14 protein-coding genes are annotated in these 17,605 nt (G+C 65.1%); 8 read left to right on the plus strand and 6 right to left on the minus strand.

The genetic code is table 11. The features are described from left to right. Nucleotides 1–74: 74 nt before the first annotated feature. The 3 genes from hpnJ (at nt 75) to P0D96_RS01450 (ending at nt 3,745) form a co-directional block, all read left to right on the plus strand. Nucleotides 75–1,496 (plus strand): hopanoid biosynthesis associated radical SAM protein HpnJ, encoded by a 1,422-nt coding sequence (hpnJ, locus tag P0D96_RS01440; RefSeq protein ID WP_408176507.1) that lies wholly within the window; start codon nt 75–77, stop codon nt 1,494–1,496. After that, complete coding sequence (gene hpnI, locus P0D96_RS01445; RefSeq protein WP_408281972.1) at nt 1,493–2,653, plus strand: bacteriohopanetetrol glucosamine biosynthesis glycosyltransferase HpnI; 1,161 nt, start codon at nt 1,493–1,495, stop codon at nt 2,651–2,653. The genes hpnJ and hpnI (P0D96_RS01445) overlap by 4 nt, the downstream gene beginning before the upstream one ends. A gap of 93 nt (nt 2,654–2,746) precedes the next feature. Further along, nucleotides 2,747–3,745 carry a flippase-like domain-containing protein gene (locus P0D96_RS01450; RefSeq protein WP_408310990.1) on the plus strand — a complete coding sequence of 333 codons (999 nt, stop codon included), beginning with the start codon at nt 2,747–2,749 and terminating at the stop codon, nt 3,743–3,745. On the opposite strand, the gene P0D96_RS01455 is transcribed toward P0D96_RS01450, so the two are convergent. Then, nucleotides 3,742–5,145, minus strand: a complete 1,404-nt coding sequence (locus tag P0D96_RS01455; protein WP_408176511.1) for an ATP-binding protein — start codon at nt 5,143–5,145, stop codon at nt 3,742–3,744. The genes P0D96_RS01450 and P0D96_RS01455 overlap by 4 nt on opposite strands. Then, complete coding sequence (locus P0D96_RS01460) at nt 5,142–5,801, minus strand: response regulator (protein WP_408310993.1); 660 nt, start codon at nt 5,799–5,801, stop codon at nt 5,142–5,144. The genes P0D96_RS01455 and P0D96_RS01460 overlap by 4 nt, the downstream gene beginning before the upstream one ends. Nucleotides 5,802–6,130: 329 nt before the next feature. On the opposite strand from P0D96_RS01460, the gene P0D96_RS01465 reads away from it, so the two are divergent. Genes P0D96_RS01465 through hpnK form a run of 3 tightly spaced genes read left to right on the plus strand, consistent with a single transcriptional unit; the run spans nt 6,131 to nt 8,582 of the window. Next, nucleotides 6,131–6,481 (plus strand): hypothetical protein, encoded by a 351-nt coding sequence (locus P0D96_RS01465; RefSeq protein WP_132374293.1) that lies wholly within the window; start codon nt 6,131–6,133, stop codon nt 6,479–6,481. 12 nt (nt 6,482–6,493) lie between these two features. Beyond that, nucleotides 6,494–7,768 carry a bacteriohopanetetrol glucosamine biosynthesis glycosyltransferase HpnI gene (gene hpnI, locus P0D96_RS01470; RefSeq protein WP_408310995.1) on the plus strand — a complete coding sequence of 425 codons (1,275 nt, stop codon included), beginning with the start codon at nt 6,494–6,496 and terminating at the stop codon, nt 7,766–7,768. Then, a complete protein-coding gene (gene hpnK, locus P0D96_RS01475) occupies nt 7,758–8,582 on the plus strand; it encodes a hopanoid biosynthesis-associated protein HpnK (RefSeq protein WP_408176515.1) in 825 nt (274 codons plus the stop codon). The genes hpnI (P0D96_RS01470) and hpnK overlap by 11 nt, the downstream gene beginning before the upstream one ends. Nucleotides 8,583–8,671: 89 nt before the next feature. Here hpnK and P0D96_RS01480 read toward each other — a convergent pair whose 3' ends face one another. From P0D96_RS01480 to P0D96_RS01490, 3 genes are read right to left on the minus strand one after another with little or no spacing between them, the layout of a single operon-like run. Then, on the minus strand, nt 8,672–11,722 hold the full coding sequence (locus tag P0D96_RS01480) for an efflux RND transporter permease subunit (RefSeq protein WP_408310998.1): 3,051 nt from the start codon (nt 11,720–11,722) through the stop codon (nt 8,672–8,674). Continuing rightward, on the minus strand, nt 11,719–12,852 hold the full coding sequence (locus P0D96_RS01485; RefSeq protein ID WP_408176518.1) for an efflux RND transporter periplasmic adaptor subunit: 1,134 nt from the start codon (nt 12,850–12,852) through the stop codon (nt 11,719–11,721). The genes P0D96_RS01480 and P0D96_RS01485 overlap by 4 nt, the downstream gene beginning before the upstream one ends. Then, nucleotides 12,842–14,320: a TolC family protein gene (locus P0D96_RS01490; RefSeq protein WP_408176519.1), complete on the minus strand. Its 1,479-nt coding sequence runs from the start codon at nt 14,318–14,320 to the stop codon at nt 12,842–12,844. Before P0D96_RS01490 ends, P0D96_RS01485 begins: the two co-directional genes overlap by 11 nt. A 205-nt stretch (nt 14,321–14,525) precedes the next feature. On the opposite strand from P0D96_RS01490, the gene P0D96_RS01495 reads away from it, so the two are divergent. Beyond that, on the plus strand, nt 14,526–15,185 hold the full coding sequence (locus tag P0D96_RS01495; RefSeq protein ID WP_408176520.1) for a response regulator: 660 nt from the start codon (nt 14,526–14,528) through the stop codon (nt 15,183–15,185). Further along, a complete protein-coding gene (locus P0D96_RS01500) occupies nt 15,185–16,549 on the plus strand; it encodes a sensor histidine kinase (protein WP_132374299.1) in 1,365 nt (454 codons plus the stop codon). Before P0D96_RS01495 ends, P0D96_RS01500 begins: the two co-directional genes overlap by 1 nt. A 25-nt stretch (nt 16,550–16,574) precedes the next feature. Here P0D96_RS01500 and P0D96_RS01505 read toward each other — a convergent pair whose 3' ends face one another. Beyond that, nucleotides 16,575–17,561 (minus strand): LysR family transcriptional regulator, encoded by a 987-nt coding sequence (locus P0D96_RS01505; protein WP_408176521.1) that lies wholly within the window; start codon nt 17,559–17,561, stop codon nt 16,575–16,577. Nucleotides 17,562–17,605 lie beyond the last annotated feature (44 nt).

Here is a 17,605-nt window from a genome sequence, read left to right on the forward strand (position 1 = left end):
GGTGGCGGGCAATAGTTCCGATAGTTTGGCGACAGAGAACTGAAAGCGCCGATACAAGGCTTGCTGGAGCATCCATGAAAACCCTGTTCTTGCAGGCGCCGTCGTATGACGGCTTCGATGGTGGCGCGGGTTCGCGCTATCAGGCCAAGCGTGAAGTCCGCTCATTCTGGTATCCGACGTGGCTCGCGCAGCCCGCCGCACTCGTGCCCGACAGCCGTGTGCTCGACGCGCCCGCCGACGGCCTGTCCGTCGAGGCATCGCTCGACATTGCGCAGCAATACGATCTGGTGCTGATCCACACCAGCACGCCGTCCTTTCCCACCGACGCGCTATTCGCCGAAGACCTGAAAAAGCGCAAGCCGTCGCTGCTGATCGGTATGGTCGGCGCGAAGGTGGCGGTCGATCCGCACAATTCGCTGACCGCGAGCGAGGCGATCGACTTTGTCTGCCGCGAGGAATTCGACTTCACCTGCCAGGAAATCGCCGAGGGCAAACCGTTCGCGCAGATCAAAGGGCTCAGCTATCGCAACCGCGACGGTTCGATCGAGCACAACGAAGCGCGCCCGATTCTCGAGAATATGGACGAGCTGCCGTTCGTGGCGCCCGTGTACAAGCGCGATCTGAAGATCGACAACTACTTCATCGGCTATCTGAAGCATCCGTACGTGTCGATCTACACGGGCCGCGGCTGCCGTTCGAAGTGCACCTTCTGTCTGTGGCCGCAGACCGTGGGCGGGCATCGCTACCGCACGCGTTCGGTCGAGAACGTGCTGGCGGAAGTGAAGTGGATTCGCGACAACATGCCTGAAGTCAAGGAGATCATGTTCGACGACGATACCTTCACCGACTTCAAACCGCGCGTCGAGGAAATCGCTCGCGGCCTCGGCAAACTGGGTGTGACGTGGTCGTGCAATGCGAAGGCGAACGTGCCGTACACCACGCTCAAGATCATGAAGGAAAACGGCCTGCGCCTTCTGCTGGTCGGCTACGAATCCGGCGACGACCAGATCCTGCTGAACATCAAGAAAGGTCTGCGCACCGACATCGCGCGCCGTTTCAGCGACGATTGCCGCAAGCTCGGCATCAAGATTCACGGCACTTTCATTCTCGGTCTGCCGGGCGAAACGCAGGACACGATCCAGAAGACGATCGAGTACGCCAAGGAGATCAATCCGCACACGATCCAGGTGTCGCTCGCCGCGCCGTATCCGGGCACGACGCTCTACAACCAGGCGGTCGAAAACGGCTGGCTCGAAGAGAACAAGGTGATCAATCTCGTGAGCAAGGAAGGCGTGCAGTTGGCCGCGATCGGCTATCCGCATCTGTCGCGCGACGAGATCTACCATCAGCTCGAAAACTTCTATAAGCGGTTCTATTTCCGCCCGTCGAAGATCTGGGAAATCCTGCATGAGATGTTGACGAGCTGGGACATGATGAAACGGCGCTTGCGTGAAGGCGTCGAATTCTTCCGGTTCCTGCGCGCCCACGAGGCGTGAACGCCGCGCACCTGCTCGATGTCACGCTGGCCTATGCGTGCGCGGCGGGCGCCGTTGTCGGCGTCGGCTACACTGTGCTCGCCGGCGCGTTGATCGGACGATTCTTCGCGCGAGCGGTGTCCGAGCCGAGCACCTTTCCGCCGGTCACCATCGTCAAACCGCTGCACGGTAACGAGTGGGCGTTGCTCGCCAATCTGTCGAGCTTCTGCCGGCAGGATTATCCAGGGCCCGTGCAATTCCTGTTCGGCGTGCACGACTCGGCCGACCCCGCGCTGCAAACCGTCGACGATCTGCGGCGCCACTTTCCCGAAGCCGACATCACCGTGGTGGCCGACACGCGCCTGTACGGCCCGAACCGCAAGATCAGCAACATCCTCAACATGCTGCCGCAAGCGCGGCACGACGTGCTCGTTTTCGCCGACAGCGACGTGAGCGTCGGCCCGAACTATCTGCGCAATGTGATCGGCGAGCTGCAGAAGCCCGGCGTCGGACTCGTCACCTGCGCGTATCGCGGACAGCCCGATCCGGGCTTCTGGCCGCGCCTGTCGGCCAAAGCGACCAACTATCAGTTCCTGCCGGGTGTCGTGACCGGTCTCGCGCTCGGGCTCGCGCGCCCGTGCTTCGGGCAGACCATCGTGATGCGGCGCGATACGCTCGAAAAAATCGGCGGCTTTACGCCGTTCGTGCGGCATCTGGCCGAGGACCATGCGATCGGCGAGGCGGTGCGCCTGATCGGCGAGAAGGTGGTGATTCCGCCGTTCACGATCTCGCATGCCTGCGTCGAATCGAGCGCGGCGCAACTGATCGCGCATGAACTGCGCTGGAGCCGCACTATTCGCCGCATCGATCCGCTCGGCCATCTCGGCTCCGCGCTGGTTCATCCGTTCGCGTTCGCGCTACTCGCGGTCATCTTCTCGGCTGGCGGCTGGTGGGCGTGGTCGCTCGCGCTGGCCGCCATGTGCGCGCGGCTCGCCTTGAAACTGCTGTCCGATCGCGCGTTGAAGCAGGCGCATCGCGATCTGTGGCTGCTACCGTTCTGGGATATCGTATCGTTTGCGATCTTCGTCGCGAGCTTCTGGTCCTCGCGCGTGATCTGGCGAGGCGTCAGCTTCAAGGTGGATGGCGACGGCCTGTTGTCGGCGGCACAGGACGAATGAACGGCACCACGGATCGGTCATGATGCGCAGGTTTTTTAAAGCAGCGGTTAAAAGCACGGCAAGGCGCCTGAAGCGCGCGCAGGGGGTGCTCGCGTGACGAAGCATCTCGGCCGCGTAGCCGCGCTAGCCGGCTTGCTGGTGTCGCTCTGGCTCGTCTGGCAGGACAATCCCGGCGCCGTGCTCGGCGCGCTGCGCGCGGCCGGCGTGGGGCTGCTGCTGGCGGCGCTCGCGCACGTGCTGCCGATGCTCGCCAACGCTTGCGACTGGCGTTCGCTGATTCGCGGCGCGAACCGTCCTGGTCTCCTCAATATGCTGCACCTCGTGTGGGTGCGCGAATCGGTGAATAGCATGCTGCCGGTGGCGCGCATCGGCGGCGAAGTGGTGTCGTTTCGCATGCTCAAGCGCTGGGGCGTGCGGCCATCCATGGCGGTGGGCAGCATCATCGTCGATATGCAGCTCACGGTGATCAGCCAGTTGCTCTTCACGATGGTCGGCATCGGCTTTCTGTTTGCACACGCGCATTCCGACACGCTGCGGCTCGCCGGGCAACTGGCGTGGGGCGTGGTGGTGCTCACGCCGTTGCTGGTGCTGTTCGCGCTGGTGCAGCATGCGAGTCCGTTCGAGCGCATCACGCGCGCGCTCAATCATATGACGAGCGGCAAGCTCGCCGCGCTGGTCGGGCAGTCGGCGCAGATCGATCAGGCCATCAAGCTGATCTGGCGCCGGCGTGGCGTGGTGTTGCGCTACCTGTTCTTCTGGCAGCCGCTGCAGTGCTTCCTCACGTCGCTGGAAATCTGGCTGGCGCTGCACTTTCTCGGCGTGCAGGTCACGCTGGTGGAAGCGGTGGTGATCGAATCGCTGATCCAGGCAATCAGTAGCGCGGCCTTCTTCGTGCCGGGCGGTCTCGGCGTGCAGGAGGGCGGCTTCATTCTGATCGGCGGCGCGCTGGGCCTCGATCCATCCATCTGTCTCGCGCTGGCCGGCGCGCGCCGGATTCGCGACCTCGTGATGTTCGTGCCCGGCCTCATTGCATGGCAGTTCGCGGAGTCGTCGAACCGGGCACCGGAGCGGGCGTTCGAGCGCGCACCTTAGCCCGCCTGCGCATAAGCGGGAAACGACACCTCGACCGCGAGCCCGCTCTCGCCGATACCCTTGCCCAGACGCAGGCTCGCGCCGAAATGCTCCGCGATCCGCGCGACGATCGAAAGACCTAGTCCGCTGCCGGTGGCCTGATTGCCGGTCGCGCGGAAAAAACGATTCGTCAGACGGTCGAGGTCGCCCGCCGCGACACCGGGGCCGTCATCGCGCACGGTCACCTGCACCCGGTCTTCGGCGTGCTGCACCGCCACTTCGATGATGCCGCCGGCGTGCCCGTACTTGATCGCGTTATCGAGCAGATTGTCGAGCAGGATGCCGATCAGCACGGGCTCCGCGTCGATCTCTGCGCGCATGTCGCCGAGCAGCATCACGTGAATGTTTTTCTGCTGCGCGTTGCGCTCGTTGGCGAGCAGCGCGTCTTTCGCCACCGTTGCCGGTTTGAGCGGCGCCGTCGAGATTTTTTCATGCACGTCCAGGCGCGCGAGCAGCAGCAATTGCTCCGCGAGCCGCGCGCTGCGGTCGACGCCTTGCACCACGCGCTCCATGGCCAGCCGCTGGCGCACGGTGTCCTGTTCCGCCAGCGCGACTTGCGCCTGCACCTTGATCGCGGCCAGCGGCGTTTTCAGTTCGTGCGCGGCGTCGGCGGTGAACGCGCGTTCGCGCTCCAATGAATGCAGCAAACGCGACAGCAGCTGATTGATCGCATCGACCAGCGGGCGCACCTCGGTCGGCGCGCGGCCGATGTCGATCGGTTCCAGCCGGTTCACGTCGCGTGAGCGGATAGCGCGCGAGAGCAGCCTGAGCGGCGCCAGACTCCAGCCGATGCTGAGCCACACCAGCACCGCCAGCACCGGCAGCGCGACCAGCGTAGGCCGGGCGATCCGGCTCGCGACGCCGCTCACCAGGTCGCTGCGCGTATTGGCCGGTTCGAAGACGCGCACGGTGTGGCCGAGCGTGGTGTCGCGCAAAGTGAATGAGTGGTACATCTGGCCGCCGAGCGTGATGTCCTGCGTGCCGCTCACGGCCGGCACCGGCAGGTCCCACGCCTTGAGTTCGCGCAATTGCGGGCTGCCCGCCAGCACGGCGCCGTTCGGGCCGCGCACCTGGAACAGCGCGTCGCGCGGCAGCGCGTCGTCGTCGTCGCTGTCGTTGGCGCCCGGCTCGCCGCCTTTTTCTTCCTCGCGCACGTCGATGCGCGCGTTGGCGAGCGTGGTCAGATTGCGCTGATCGAGCAGGGCGAGAATCTGCGCGAGTTCGGCGAGACGCGCCTCTTCCCATTCGGCGACTTCGCGCGTGGCCTGACGATAACTCGACACCAGCGCAATGCCCCAGACCAGCGCGATGCTGGTGAGGACCAACAGCACGAGACGCCGGCGAATCGACGCGCCCATCATTCTTTCTCCACCACGTAGCCGATATTGCGCACGGTCTTGATCAGCTTCGCGCCGAGTTTCTTGCGCAGATTGGACACATGCACCTCGATCGCGTTGCTCTCGATTTCTTCCTGCCAGCCATACAGGCTTTCTTCGAGACGCGAGCGCGACTGGGGAATCCCCTGGTTGGTCAGCAACTGCAACAGGATCGCCCACTCGCGCGAGGTGAGCGACACGCGCGTCGCGCCCACTTCGACGGTTTGCGCGGCCGGGTTGACCGTCAGGTCCTGATAGCGGATCCGCTCGACGCTGCGGCCCTGCGCGCGGCGCAACAACGCCCGGCAACGGGCGATCAGTTCGGTCAGATCGAAGGGCTTGCCGAGATAGTCGTCGGCGCCCGCTTCGAGGCCGCCGACACGGTCGACCACCGTGCTCCGCGCGGTCAGCACGAGCACCGGCACGTCCTTGCCCGAATCGCGCAGGCGTTTCAGCAGTTCCATACCTGACACGCGGGGCAGGCCGAGATCGAGCAGCACCAGCGCGTAGGCGGTGGTGTCGAGCGCGAGACCGGCCTTGTGGCCGTCGCGAGCCCAGTCGACCGTGAAGCCGGCTTGACGCAGTCCCGCTTCGATACCGCAGCCGATCAGGTCGTCGTCTTCTACGAGGAGTACGCGCATGAGTTGATTATTTCCGTTCGATGTTCCATTGCACGGCAGCGGCGATATTCGAGCAGGCGCTGGGCCGTAATCCGAAGTTTAACCATGCTGTTCATCCCCCGCTTTATACGCCTTCTTCCTTAAGGTTTCCTTCAGCTTGAATCGCTACTATCGCCCCTCAACAGATCGCTGTCGCTGCGTCATCGCGGACACGCGGCGGCGGGGCTGTTGCGATGTCGTTGCAGTTCAATCGTAAGCACATCGATGGGATGACAGTCGGTGCTTTTCCACGCCGACGAGTTGCGTCGAATCAGGGCGCCGGGCATTCCATCAGGTCACGAGACCCAGCCATGAAGCCAGCCACCGTCGACATGCTGCGCGCCCACCTGATGGTGGCCTCGCTCACCGCCATGGGCGCCGAGTTGCTCGCGTGCCTCGCACTGCTGGTGCTGCCGGTTTCGCAGAGCGTCTTCAGTTCCATGCCGTTCCGTCTGCTCGCCATCGCCGTGATTGCGAGCGGCGTGATCGTGACGCGCCAGTTCGCGCACGCTGCCTTCGAACTCGCGCTGCAGGGCCACTATGCGACCGGGACCAACCGTCTCGCGCGGCCGGTCGCGATCGCCTCGGATTGTCCGCGGCGCTGGCTCGTGATTCTTCATCTGCGCCTGACCGGCAGAGCGTTCGTGCTGGCCGAGCACTGACGGAACCGGACGATGGCGGTGCACGCGGTGACGGCATCCCAATGGATCCTGCTAGCCGGCTGCGCATGCGCGTCGCTGTACGCGCTGCTGGCGGCTGTCGCGATGCCGTTTTTCGGCTCGCGCCGCGGCACAGCGGGTCGTGCCTCTTATTCCACCTCGCAAGCTTCGCAGCCGCTGCATCGCTTCGCGCGTGTCAGCGTCAGCGTGCTCAAGCCGCTGTGCGGCGCGGAGCCGCGTCTCTACGACAATCTGCGGACCTTTTGCGATCAACGTCATGAGCATTTTCAACTGGTGCTCGGCGTGTCCTCGCCGGACGATCCGGCGATTGCCGTAGTGCGCCGTTTGCAAGCCGCCTATCCATCGCACGACATCGAACTCGCGATCGACACGCGCGTGCACGGCAGCAATCTCAAGGTCAGCAATCTGATCAACATGGCGGCGCGGGCACGCCATGACGTGATCGTGATTGCCGACAGCGACATTGCCGTCGAAGCCGATTATCTCGACACTGTGGCCGCGCCACTCGCGGACGCGCGTGTTGGCGTGGTCACGTGCCTCTACGTGGCGCGCGGCATCGGCGGCTTCTGGCCGCGCGTGGGCGCGCTCTTCATCAACGAATGGTTCGCGCCGTCGGTGCGGGTCGCGCACGCGGCCGGCTCGCGCCGTTTCGGCTTCGGTGCGACGCTCGCGTTGCGGCGCGCCACGCTCGAGCGCATCGGCGGTTTCGAGGCGCTGAAAAACTGTCTCGCGGACGATTACTGGCTGGCCGAACACGTACGCGCCCTCGGCCTGCAAACCGTGCTCTCGCGCGTGACGGTGGCCACCGACGTGATCGAGCCGGCGTTATCCGCCTTGTGGCAGCGCGAAACACGCTGGCTGCGTACGATTCGCTCGGTGAATGCGCCGGGTTTCGCGTTCCTCTTCATTACGTTTCCTACACCCTGGCTCGTGGCCAGCGCGTGGCTCACCACCGCCCTCGCGGCCAGTTCGTCCGACGCGGTGCATGCGTGGGCCGCGTTCACGAGCGCAACCGGCACGGCCGCCGGCCTCGCCGCGCGTCTGTTGTTGCATCTGCGCTCGGCGCGTCGTGAGCGGACGTTCTGGCGAGATCTGCCGCTGGTGCCGTTGCGTGATACGTTGCTGGCGTTGCAGTGGTGCGCCGCCGTGTTCGGCTCACATGTGATATGGCGCGGTGCGCGCGTGCCCATCGACGCTTCCACCTCGAAGGCCGCGCGCAACGGCGCGTTGAACGTGATGGATGTGATGGAGACGTCGGATGGCGGCTAAGCCACGCGCATTGATCGTCACCGCCGACGATTTCGGCCTGCACGCGCGGGTGAATCTGGCGGTCGAGCAGGCGCATCGCGAAGGCGTGCTGAGCGCCGCGAGCCTGATGATCGGCGCACCGGCTGCCGGCGACGCGGTGGCGCGCGCCCGCGCCTTGCCGCGGCTGCGCGTCGGCCTGCATCTGGTGCTGGCCGACGGCGACGCGGTCACGCCGCGCGCGGGGATTGCCGCCTTGCTCGACGAGCATGGCCGCTTCGGCGACAACATGGTGCGCGACGGCGTGCGGTTTTTCTTTTTGCCACATGTGCGCAAGCAGCTTGCGCGGGAAATTCGCGCGCAGTTCGATGCCTTTGCGCAGACCGGTCTGACGCTCGACCACGTCAACACGCACAAGCATTTTCATTTGCACCCGACGGTGCTCGGATTGATTCTGGACATCGGCCGCGAGTATGGGATGAAGGCCATGCGCTTGCCGTTCGAAGCGAATGCGCCGCTGTGGTTGCGGCCGTGGATCGCGCGGGTCAAGGCGCGTCTGGATCGCGCCGGCATCGCGCATAACGATTACGTAGTGGGAATCGCCGATAGCGGCCGGATGGATGAGGCGGCGTGGCTGGCGGCGCTCGCCGATCTGCCGCATGGGGTGGGGGAGATTTACTGCCATCCCGCGGTGGCGGGGGAGCGGCCGTTGAGTGACGGGATGAGGATGTATCGTCACGAGGACGAATTGCGCGCGTTGTTGTCGCCGAAAGTTGCTATGGCGATTCGTGCGGCGGGGGTGCGGGTTGGCGGGTTTGGTGATGTGCTGAAGGTGTAGGTCTTTCAGTGCGTCGACTGAGTCGGAGATGCGCCCGCGGCGAGCCACAGGCGCACACACCGGAAGCCGCGCGGGCCGCATAGCGCGGCTTAAATCGCCTCCTTCTTCATCAACAACTTCAACAACACCGGCAGCAACAGCAACACCAGCGGCAACTGAACAATCAGCCCCGAGATAATCGCGATCGCCAGCGGCTGCTGCATCGCGGACCCTTGCCCCAATGCAAAAGCCAGCGGCAGCAGCGCCAGAATCGCGGCGATCGTCGTCATCGCGATAGGACGCAGACGATTGCGCCCGGCGCTCAGTAACGCTTCCTCGAATGGCATTTCGTCATCCCGCACGAGCCCCTGCAGCTCCGACACATAAAAAATCGCCACCTCGGTCACGATGCCGATGATCATCGTCATCCCCATCATCGCGGAGATGTTCAACTCGATGCCGGTGATCCACAAGCCGATGAACACCGCGCCCGCCGCCAGCAACGGCATCGCCATGACCGCCAGCGCGACGCGAAAGCGCTCGTACAGAAACAGCAGCAAACCGAACACCAGCGCGATCGCCGCACCGAACACACTCAGCAGCCCTTTGAACGCAATCTGCTGCTGCTGATACAGGCCGCCCAATTCGTAATACACGCCGCTCGGCAATAGAGCCTTATCGCTGAGTGTCTTCTGCACGTCGGCGATCGTCGAGCCGAGATCGCGGCCGTCGATGCGTGCGGTCACCGCCACCATCCGTTTCAGATTGTCGCGGCTGATTTCCGGTTGGCCGGTCACCGTCACCTGATCGGCGACGCGATCGAGCGCGAACAGGTGGCCGTCTGGCGCGCGAATCTGCAACTGTCCCAGTTGCGTATCCGTGAGCTTCATTGCGCCGGCCACGCGCACGCGCACGCCGACCGTTTTCGGCCCGCTCTGGAATTGCGTGGCCACATTGCCTTCCACCATATCGGAGACGGCCTGAGCGATCGACTGCGGGTCCATGCCTTCGGCGGCCGCCGCTTCCGGGCGGATGTGCAATTCGAGGGCGTCGCCGGCCGGATTGATGCCGTCGTTCACGTCCACCACGCCCTGGATCTTGCCGATTTGCGCCGCGACCTTGCGCGCGGTCGTGTCGAGCGTGTTCGGGTCGTCGGAATAGATCTTGATCTGGACCGGTTGCGGCACCGCCGTCAGGTCGCCGATCAGATCCTCCATCAACTGCGCGAGTTCGATACTCACGCCCGGCACCTGAGTCTCGATCTTCGAGCGGATTTCTTCCATCACGGTGTCGATCGGTTCGCGGTTGCCAGACTTCAGCCGCACGAAGAAGTCGCCCTTGTTGGGCTCGTTCAGGTCGCCGCCAAGACCGGCGCCGGTGCGGCGCGAATAGGTCGCGACATTCGGATTCGCGCGGATGATGCTCTCGATCTGCATCATCAAGCGGTCGGTCTCCGTCACCGATGTGCCCGGTTCAGTGTGGTAATCGAGCACGAAACCGCCTTCGTCCATGCTCGGCATGAATCCGCTGCCCACGCGAGTGAACGCGAACGCGGCCACCACGATCAACGGCAGCAGGCCCAAAAACACGAGCACCGGCCGCGCGGTGACGCGCTCGACCAGAAACGCGTAGCGCCGGTTCATCCACGAGGCGAAGCGGGTTTCCTGGTGTTCCTCGGCGTCTTTCGGGTTCAGCCAGCGGTCGCACAGAATCGGCACCGCGAGCCACGTGACGAGAAACGAGATGAACAGGGCGCTTGCCATGGTCACGGAGAGCGCCTTGAAGAACGCACCCGTCACGCCGGATAGAAACGCCAGCGGCACGAAGATGATCAGCGTTGCCGCCGACGACCCGGCCAGCGGTCGCGTGAATTCGAGCGCCGCCGCCATCACGCGGCCATGAAACGCGCGTGCGCCGCCCTCGCGCATGCGCCGCACGATGTGTTCGATCATCACGATCGCATCGTCGATCACGAGACCGACGGCGGCTGCCATGCCGCCGAGGGTCATGATGTTGAAGCCCATGCCGAACACGTCGAGCAGGAGGATCGTCGCGGCCATCACCACCGGCACGAGCGCGACGGCGATCGCGGTGATCTTCCAGTTGCGCAGGAAAGCGAACAGCGTCAACGCCGCCAGCACCACGCCGATCATGATCGCGTCGCGCACGCTGGTGGCCGAGGCGATCACCAGTTCGCTCTGGTCGTACCAATTCGACAGATGCACGCCGGCCGGCATCTGATGCTGGAAATCGGCGAGCTTCGCGCGGATCGCCTTGGCCATCGCCACGCTGTTCGCGCCCGGCTGCTGATACACGTTGATGAGCACGGCGTCCTGGCCGTCGGCGGTGACGCGCATCCATTGCGGCACCACGCCAGCGCGTACGGTCGCGATGTCGCCGAGGCTGATCTGCGTCGCGCCGTTGGCCGATACCACGACATTGCGCAGTTCGTCGAGCCGCGTAATGGTGGTGTTGGCGATCACGAGGTAGAGCTTGTAGTGATCCTCGATGCGGCCGTTCGCCATCAGCACATTGCTCGCGCCGATCGCCTTCGACACATCGGACAGCGAGAGCTTGTACGCGGCGAGGCGGGCGGGATCGATCGCGACTTCGAACTCGTCCTGATCGCCGCCCGTCACGTCGACGCGCGCCACGCCTTCCACCGAAGACAGCAACGGCCGCATCTGGAATTGCGCGAGATCGTGCAGCGCGGAGAGCGACTGCCGCTGCGAAGTCAGGCTATACGCCAGCACCGGAAACACGGTGGGGTCCATGCGCCGCACCTGCATCGAGGTGCCTTGCGGCAGCGTCGCGAGTATTTCGCTGATGGCCGACTGCGCCTGCAAGGTGGCTTGCGCCATGTCGGTGCCCCAGTCGAAATTGATCGAGATTTCGGCTGCGCCGCGGCTCGTTTTCGATTCGACGTCGCGCACGTTCGGCACGCGTCGCAGCGCTTCTTCCACAGGCATCGTGACGAGCGTGGCCATCTGTTCGGCGGGGCGGTCGCCCGCGTCGAGCGAGACGACCGCACGCGGAAACGCGACGTTCGGGAACAGCGAGATCGGCAGGCGGAACGCGGTCAGTGCGCCCGCCATCGCCAGCAACGCGATCACGAACAGCAGCGAGCGCCGGTGCTTCTGCATCCATTGACCGAAATTCATCGCGGCGCGCCTCCGCTGGTTTGCACCGCCATGCCGTCCTTCAACTCATAGTTGCCGCTGACCACGAGGCCCTCACCGGCGTCGAGCGGGCCATCCACACCGTAGCGGTCGCCGTTCTCCACCTGCGTGGTCACCGCCACGCGGCGCGCCTTGTTCTGCGGCGTGATCTGAAACACGTACGCACCGTTGTCATCTTTCAGCACGGCGGCGCGCGGCACGATCCAGTGCGTGCCGCTGCGGGTCGCGATATCGGCGCTTACGCGCGTGCCGGGAATGAAGGCAGTCTGACCGAGCGGCACGTTCGCGCCGACGTCGACGAGTTGACTCTGCTGATCCACGGACGCGCCGACCAGCGCGACGTGGCCGTTCACCGAAGTCTTCGCGAACGACGCGGACAGGCCGTGCAACGTGACGGTGTCGCCGGCGTGGATCGCGGCGGCATCGGCGGGTTCGACGCCGAGCATCACGTTGGCGCGCGCGTCCTTGCCGCTGCCGCCGGCGAGTTGCAGGATCGCCGCGCCGGGCTGCACCTGGTCGCCCTGAGCGGCCGTGACCTGCAGCACCACGCCGTCGTTTGGCGCGGTGATGATCTTGTTGCCGCTTGCCACGCCTGTCTGGATCTGCGCGGCGAGCGCCTGCTGTGCGTCGTCAGCAGCCTTGCGGGCACTGGCGAGTTGCGACTGGGTGGCGAGCGCTTTGTCGTACAGCGATTGCGTGCGCGCCAGCTCGCCTTGTGCGAGTGTCACGGCGCTTTTCGCCTGGGTGGCCGCGAGGACGGCGGCAGGGTCGGCCTGCACGACGAAGAGCGGCGTGCCGCGCGCCACGGTTTGCCCAGGCTGCACGCGCATCTGCACGATACGCGCGGTATACGGCAGATTGACGGTGGTGAGATTCGACGCGGACGCCGCGACGATGCCATATGCCCGCACCGGCTGCGCGATCTCGGCGCGCTGCACGTGCACGGTCTGGACGGCGACCACCGGTTGATCGGCGGCGTCGGCGGCGGGCGCTGCCGCGGCGCTTGCGGCACCGGCCGCATGAACGCCGGCGCACAGCAACGTGGCGCAGGCGATAAAAATCGCACCGGCGGCAATGCGCGGCCGCAGCGCTGAAGTCTGGCTATTTCGCATGAGAGTCGGAGTCAGTCAGAGCGGTGGAGTAGGCATCGGGAATCGCACTGCCGAGCAGCGCCTGCAAGCCGACGCGTTGTTCGGCGAGCGACTCGCGCAACGTCGCGACGTCGATCTGTTTGGTGAGCGCGGCGCTTTGCGCGTCGGTGTACGCGCCGAGCGCGAGGTTGTGTTCCGCGTAGGCCGCGGCCGCGTCGTTGGCGGCTACGTCGACATCAGGCAAGGCGGCCTCGGTCTGCTGCAACTGCCGTGTGAGGATCGTGTTGTCCGCGCGCAGATGCGCGACATCCGCGTAAGCGTTGTTCAGCCGCGCCTGATATTCGTCGCGCAGGTGCTGGCGGGTCGCTTGCTCGATCGCGACGTTGCCCTGGTTACGGTTGAAGATCGGCAGGCTCAAGTTGATCTGGAAGCCGCTCGTGTAGATGTTCGAGGTATCGCGCGCCCGCACGAAGCCCACGGACAGACTCGGAAACTGGCTGAGAATCGCGGCGCGATATTTCTGTTCCTGCGCCTCGTAGCCGGCTTGCAGCGCGATCAGATCGGGGCGGCGTCGAGGCAATCCGGCGAGCGCGGCGTCGAGCGTCGTGTCGGAGAGCGGCTCGATGTCTTCGCCGCCGGTGAGTTGCAACTGCACCTCGGGCGAGACGCCGAGCAGCGCGTTCAGATCGTGGTGCGTTTGCTCGGCTGCGCGTTCGGCGTCGGTGTATTGCTTGCGTGCGTCGCTATAGGCGAGGAGCGCCGCATTCAGCGTGTCGTCGGTGAGGTTGCCGTCGCGGCGTGCTTCCGCCATGCGTTCGTAGCGCGTGCGCGCGAGGTCGCGCTGACGCTGCAAAAGCGGCAACGTGTCCTGCTGGAAGCGCGTCTTGATGAACAACTGCCGCGCCTGCGCGACGATCTGCCATTCCTGCCACAGCAGACCAAGATCGGTTTTGGCGACGGTGGCGTCGGCTGATTGTTGGTTGGCGCTGCGCACGACGATCGCCATCACGTCCATGCTCAACCCGTAGCTGAACGCGCGCGTGGTGCCGATCTGGCCGGGATAATCGCTCGATACGCTCAGTTGCGGGTCGGGCAGCAGACCCGCCGAGTAGGCCTGCGCGCGGGCGATGCCGAGGTCGTCGCGGGCCAGCTTGAGGTCGGGATTGTTGGCCACCGCGAGCATCGCGACTTCGTCGATATCAAGCCCGTCGGACGGGTCGAAGCGATGCGCGGCCAATTCCAGCAGCGGCATGCTCGACGGATCGATACGGATGCGTTCGAGCGAATGCGCGGAGGTGGACGTGTCCTGCGGCGCGAGCGGCTCGCGGTGATACCACGTGCAGCCGCCCATCAGCAGCGCGCAGAGCGGCACGAGCGCGCGCAGCCGGTCGTATGGTCGCGAAGTGTGTTTGACCGCGGGCTCGGCCGGCGCGGCGAACCCAGACACGGTCGCCGATATAGCCGCCGTTGCGGCATTGATAACGGGCAAATCCGGCTCCTGAACGAAGAAATAGGGCATCCGCGCAGGGATGCCGCGAACAGGAGCCGATTCTGCTGATGGACTGCTTAAGACACGCTTAACGCCAATTTAAGCGTCCCTTCAGCGTCGCTTCAGGAAAACATAAGCAAGCCATAAGGAAGCGTTAAGCTACCGGGCGAGACAATGCCGGGGCCAACACGGGAGAGGAGAGACCATGCGTCTGCTACTGGTCGAAGACGACGACATGATTGCGGAAACGGTACTGGGCGCGATGCGCCGCGCCGGCTACGCGATCGACTGGGCCGAAGACGGCCGCGCGGCGGAGCTGTCGCTCGACAATGGTGTGTACGACCTCGTGCTGCTCGATCTCGGCTTGCCGAAGAAGGACGGCATCGACGTCCTCAACGCCTATCGCAAGGGCGGCGGCGCCGCGCCGGTCATCATCCTGACGGCTCGCGACGCCGTCGACGAACGGATTCGCGGCCTCGACGCCGGCGCCGACGACTATCTGATCAAGCCATTCGACCTCGACGAACTGGCCGCGCGCGTGCGTGCGCTGCTCAGACGCCGCACCGGCCAGAAGCAGCCGGTCTACGCCCACGGCGAGCTCACGCTCGACCCCGCCGCGCACGAAGTCACCAAGTCCGGCGAGTCGCTGCCGCTCGTGCCGCGCGAATTCGCGCTGCTGCAGGCGCTGATCGAAGAGCCGACGCGCGTGTTCACCAAGGCCGAGCTGGAAGAGAAACTGTACGGCTGGGGCGAGGAGGTGGGCAGCAATACCATCGAAGTGCATGTCCATAGCCTGCGGCGCAAGATCGGCGCGGAGCAGGTGGTGACCGTGCGCGGCGTGGGCTACCGTCTGAAGAGGTGCTGATGAAGTCGATTCGCCGCTGGCTGCTGGGTTGGCTGATCTTCGGCCTGGCGGTTGCCTCGGGCGTGGCCGGCTACGGCATCTTTCACACGGCGCGCGAGGAAGCGAGCGAACTGTTCGACTACGAGTTGCGCACGATCGCGCTGTCGCTGCCGTCGAACCTCGCCGGTGCGGGCGACGGTGAACATCGCAACCCCGACCTCGGTGGTCTGGCCGACGACCGGGTCGTCATCGAAATCTGGGACGCTGCCGGCAAGCTCATCTATCACTCGCTGCAGGCGCCGGTGTTTCCGCGTCAGCCCGCGGGCTTCAACACGGTGGAGCGCGGCGAGTATCACTGGCGAACATTCGCCGTGCAGCAGGCGCAGCGTTATATCCAGGTGGCGCAGCCCATCTCCGTGCGCGAGGACCTTGCGCTGCAACTCGCGCTGCACACGCTCTGGCCGCTCGGCGTGCTGGTGCCGGTGACGATCGTGCTGGTCCTGCTGGTGGTGGCGCGCGGGCTGGCGCCGATCGGCGGGCTGTCGCGCGCGCTGTCCACCCGCACCATCGACTCGCTCGAACCGCTGCGTCTGGACGGCAGCGTGCCGGTCGAAATCAAGCCGCTGGTCGAAGCCCTCAACGATATGCTGCAGCGACTGCACACGGCGTCGCAGGCACAGCGCACCTTCATTGCCGATGCCGCGCACGAGTTGCGCTCACCGCTCGCCGCGCTGAAGCTGCAATTGCAGGCGGCGTCACGCGACGGTTCGTTAAAGGGCGAAGGGCAAACGCTCGAGCGCGTCGAAGGGCGCGTCAACCGCATCATTCACCTGGTGCAGCAACTGCTGACGCTGGCGCGTGAAGACGCGCATCCGGTCACGTCGATGGTGCCGGTCAGCTTGCGCCGGATCGGTGAGCAGGCCGTGGGTGATTTTTCGTTGCTGGCGGAAACGAAGGAGATCGACATCGGCCTGGAATGCGAGGGCGCGCGCACGGAGGGCGATGCTTATACCGTGCTGGCGGAGCCGCACGGCATGAGCGTGCTGCTCGGCAATCTGATCAACAATGCGATCCGGCATACGCCGCGCGGCGGCCGTGTCGACGTGATCCTGAAGCGTGCCGGTACGCGCGTTGGCTTCGAGGTCGTCGATACCGGCGCGGGCATTCCGGAGGCCGAACTCGAACGGGTCTTCGACCGCTTCTATCGCGGCGAGGAAGCGCAAGGCGAGGGCAGCGGCCTCGGGCTCGCGATCGTGTCGCGTATCGCCGAGCGGCATCAGATGGACCTTTCGCTGCGCAACAACGAGGGCCGGCACGGCTTGCGTGTGACCGTGTCCGGTCTGAAGGCGCATGACGTCGACGCGCCGGTGGCCGTCAAAAGCTGACGGCCATTGCTTCATGGCGCGGCATTCATACGGAGCGCTCCCTGGACAAGGGCGATGAACGCTGATCGTTCGATGCATCACTGGGCGGCCCGTTTAGCGTCGCGTCCAGTTCCGGTGCGCTCGACACCTGGCGCAATTCGTCGGCGATGATCGACACCAGCGCATCCGCCGCGGCGCTCAACGGGCGGCGCGGATGGCTCACACACACGATATGCCGCACGATGCGCGGCGCGAGGATCGGATAAGCGCGCAGGCTGCCCAGGCGCACCGCGCGCTGCACGGCGATACGCGGCAGGATGGTCGCGAAGTGCGTGCTTTCCACCAGCTTCACGATCGTGCTCAACACGTCGATCTCGAAGCGCGGCGCGAGCAGCACGTCTTCATGTTGCGCGGCTGTATCGAGCACGCCGCGCAAGCCGTGGCGCTTGGTCGGCAACACCAGCTCCAGTTCGGGCAGTTGCGCGAGTTCGATCGCATGCGGCAACTCGGGGCCGTGCTCGGCGCTCGTCACCAGCACCATTTCCTCGTCGAGCAAGGGCTGCGCGTCGAGCGAGAGACGTGCGCGCGGTTTGTTGATCAGCGCCGCGTCGAGCTGACCGCCCGCCACCCAGTCGATGAAGGTCGCGCTGTAGCCGTCCGCCACGGTCACCTCGACATGCGGGTAGCGCGCGTGGAAACGCGACAGCGCGTCGGCCAGCACGCTTTCCGTAACCGACGCGATCAGCCCGATCGACACATGGCCGGTCACCACCTCGTCGCGCTGCACGAGTTGCTGACGTGCATGCGCGAGATCGCGCATGATCGGTAGAAAGAGCCGATACATGAGCCGGCCGGCGGCAGTCGGCGCCATGCCGTGCGCGTTGCGCTCGAAGAGCTGCTGGTGCAGTTCGTCCTCGAGTTTGGCGATCTGCATGCTGAGCGCGGGCTGCACGATGTTCAGGCGTTTCGCCGCCCGCGTGACCGAACCGTCCTCGAAGAGCGCGATGAAATACTGGATTTGCCTAAGGTCCATGTTGGTATGAATAAAACATCAGCAAACATAATGAGAATGACGCG

Source organism: Paraburkholderia sp. RL17-347-BIC-D (assembly GCF_046027915.1).
GTDB lineage: Bacteria > Pseudomonadota > Gammaproteobacteria > Burkholderiales > Burkholderiaceae > Paraburkholderia.

Excerpts from the sequence above, each read along its gene's own strand:
- P0D96_RS01460 (WP_408310993.1), bottom strand. The coding sequence starts at position 5,801 with ATGCGCGTACTCCTCGTAGAAGACGACGACCTGATCGGCTGCGGTATC.
- P0D96_RS01455 (WP_408176511.1), bottom strand. The coding sequence starts at position 5,145 with ATGATGGGCGCGTCGATTCGCCGGCGTCTCGTGCTGTTGGTCCTCACC.
- P0D96_RS01495 (WP_408176520.1), top strand. The coding sequence starts at position 14,526 with ATGCGTCTGCTACTGGTCGAAGACGACGACATGATTGCGGAAACGGTA.
- P0D96_RS01500 (WP_132374299.1), top strand. The coding sequence starts at position 15,185 with ATGAAGTCGATTCGCCGCTGGCTGCTGGGTTGGCTGATCTTCGGCCTG.
- P0D96_RS01505 (WP_408176521.1), bottom strand. The coding sequence starts at position 17,561 with ATGGACCTTAGGCAAATCCAGTATTTCATCGCGCTCTTCGAGGACGGT.
- P0D96_RS01465 (WP_132374293.1), top strand. The coding sequence starts at position 6,131 with ATGAAGCCAGCCACCGTCGACATGCTGCGCGCCCACCTGATGGTGGCC.
- P0D96_RS01480 (WP_408310998.1), bottom strand. The coding sequence starts at position 11,722 with ATGAATTTCGGTCAATGGATGCAGAAGCACCGGCGCTCGCTGCTGTTC.
- hpnJ (WP_408176507.1), top strand. The coding sequence starts at position 75 with ATGAAAACCCTGTTCTTGCAGGCGCCGTCGTATGACGGCTTCGATGGT.
- P0D96_RS01485 (WP_408176518.1), bottom strand. The coding sequence starts at position 12,852 with ATGCGAAATAGCCAGACTTCAGCGCTGCGGCCGCGCATTGCCGCCGGT.
- hpnK (WP_408176515.1), top strand. The coding sequence starts at position 7,758 with ATGGCGGCTAAGCCACGCGCATTGATCGTCACCGCCGACGATTTCGGC.
- hpnI (WP_408310995.1), top strand. The coding sequence starts at position 6,494 with ATGGCGGTGCACGCGGTGACGGCATCCCAATGGATCCTGCTAGCCGGC.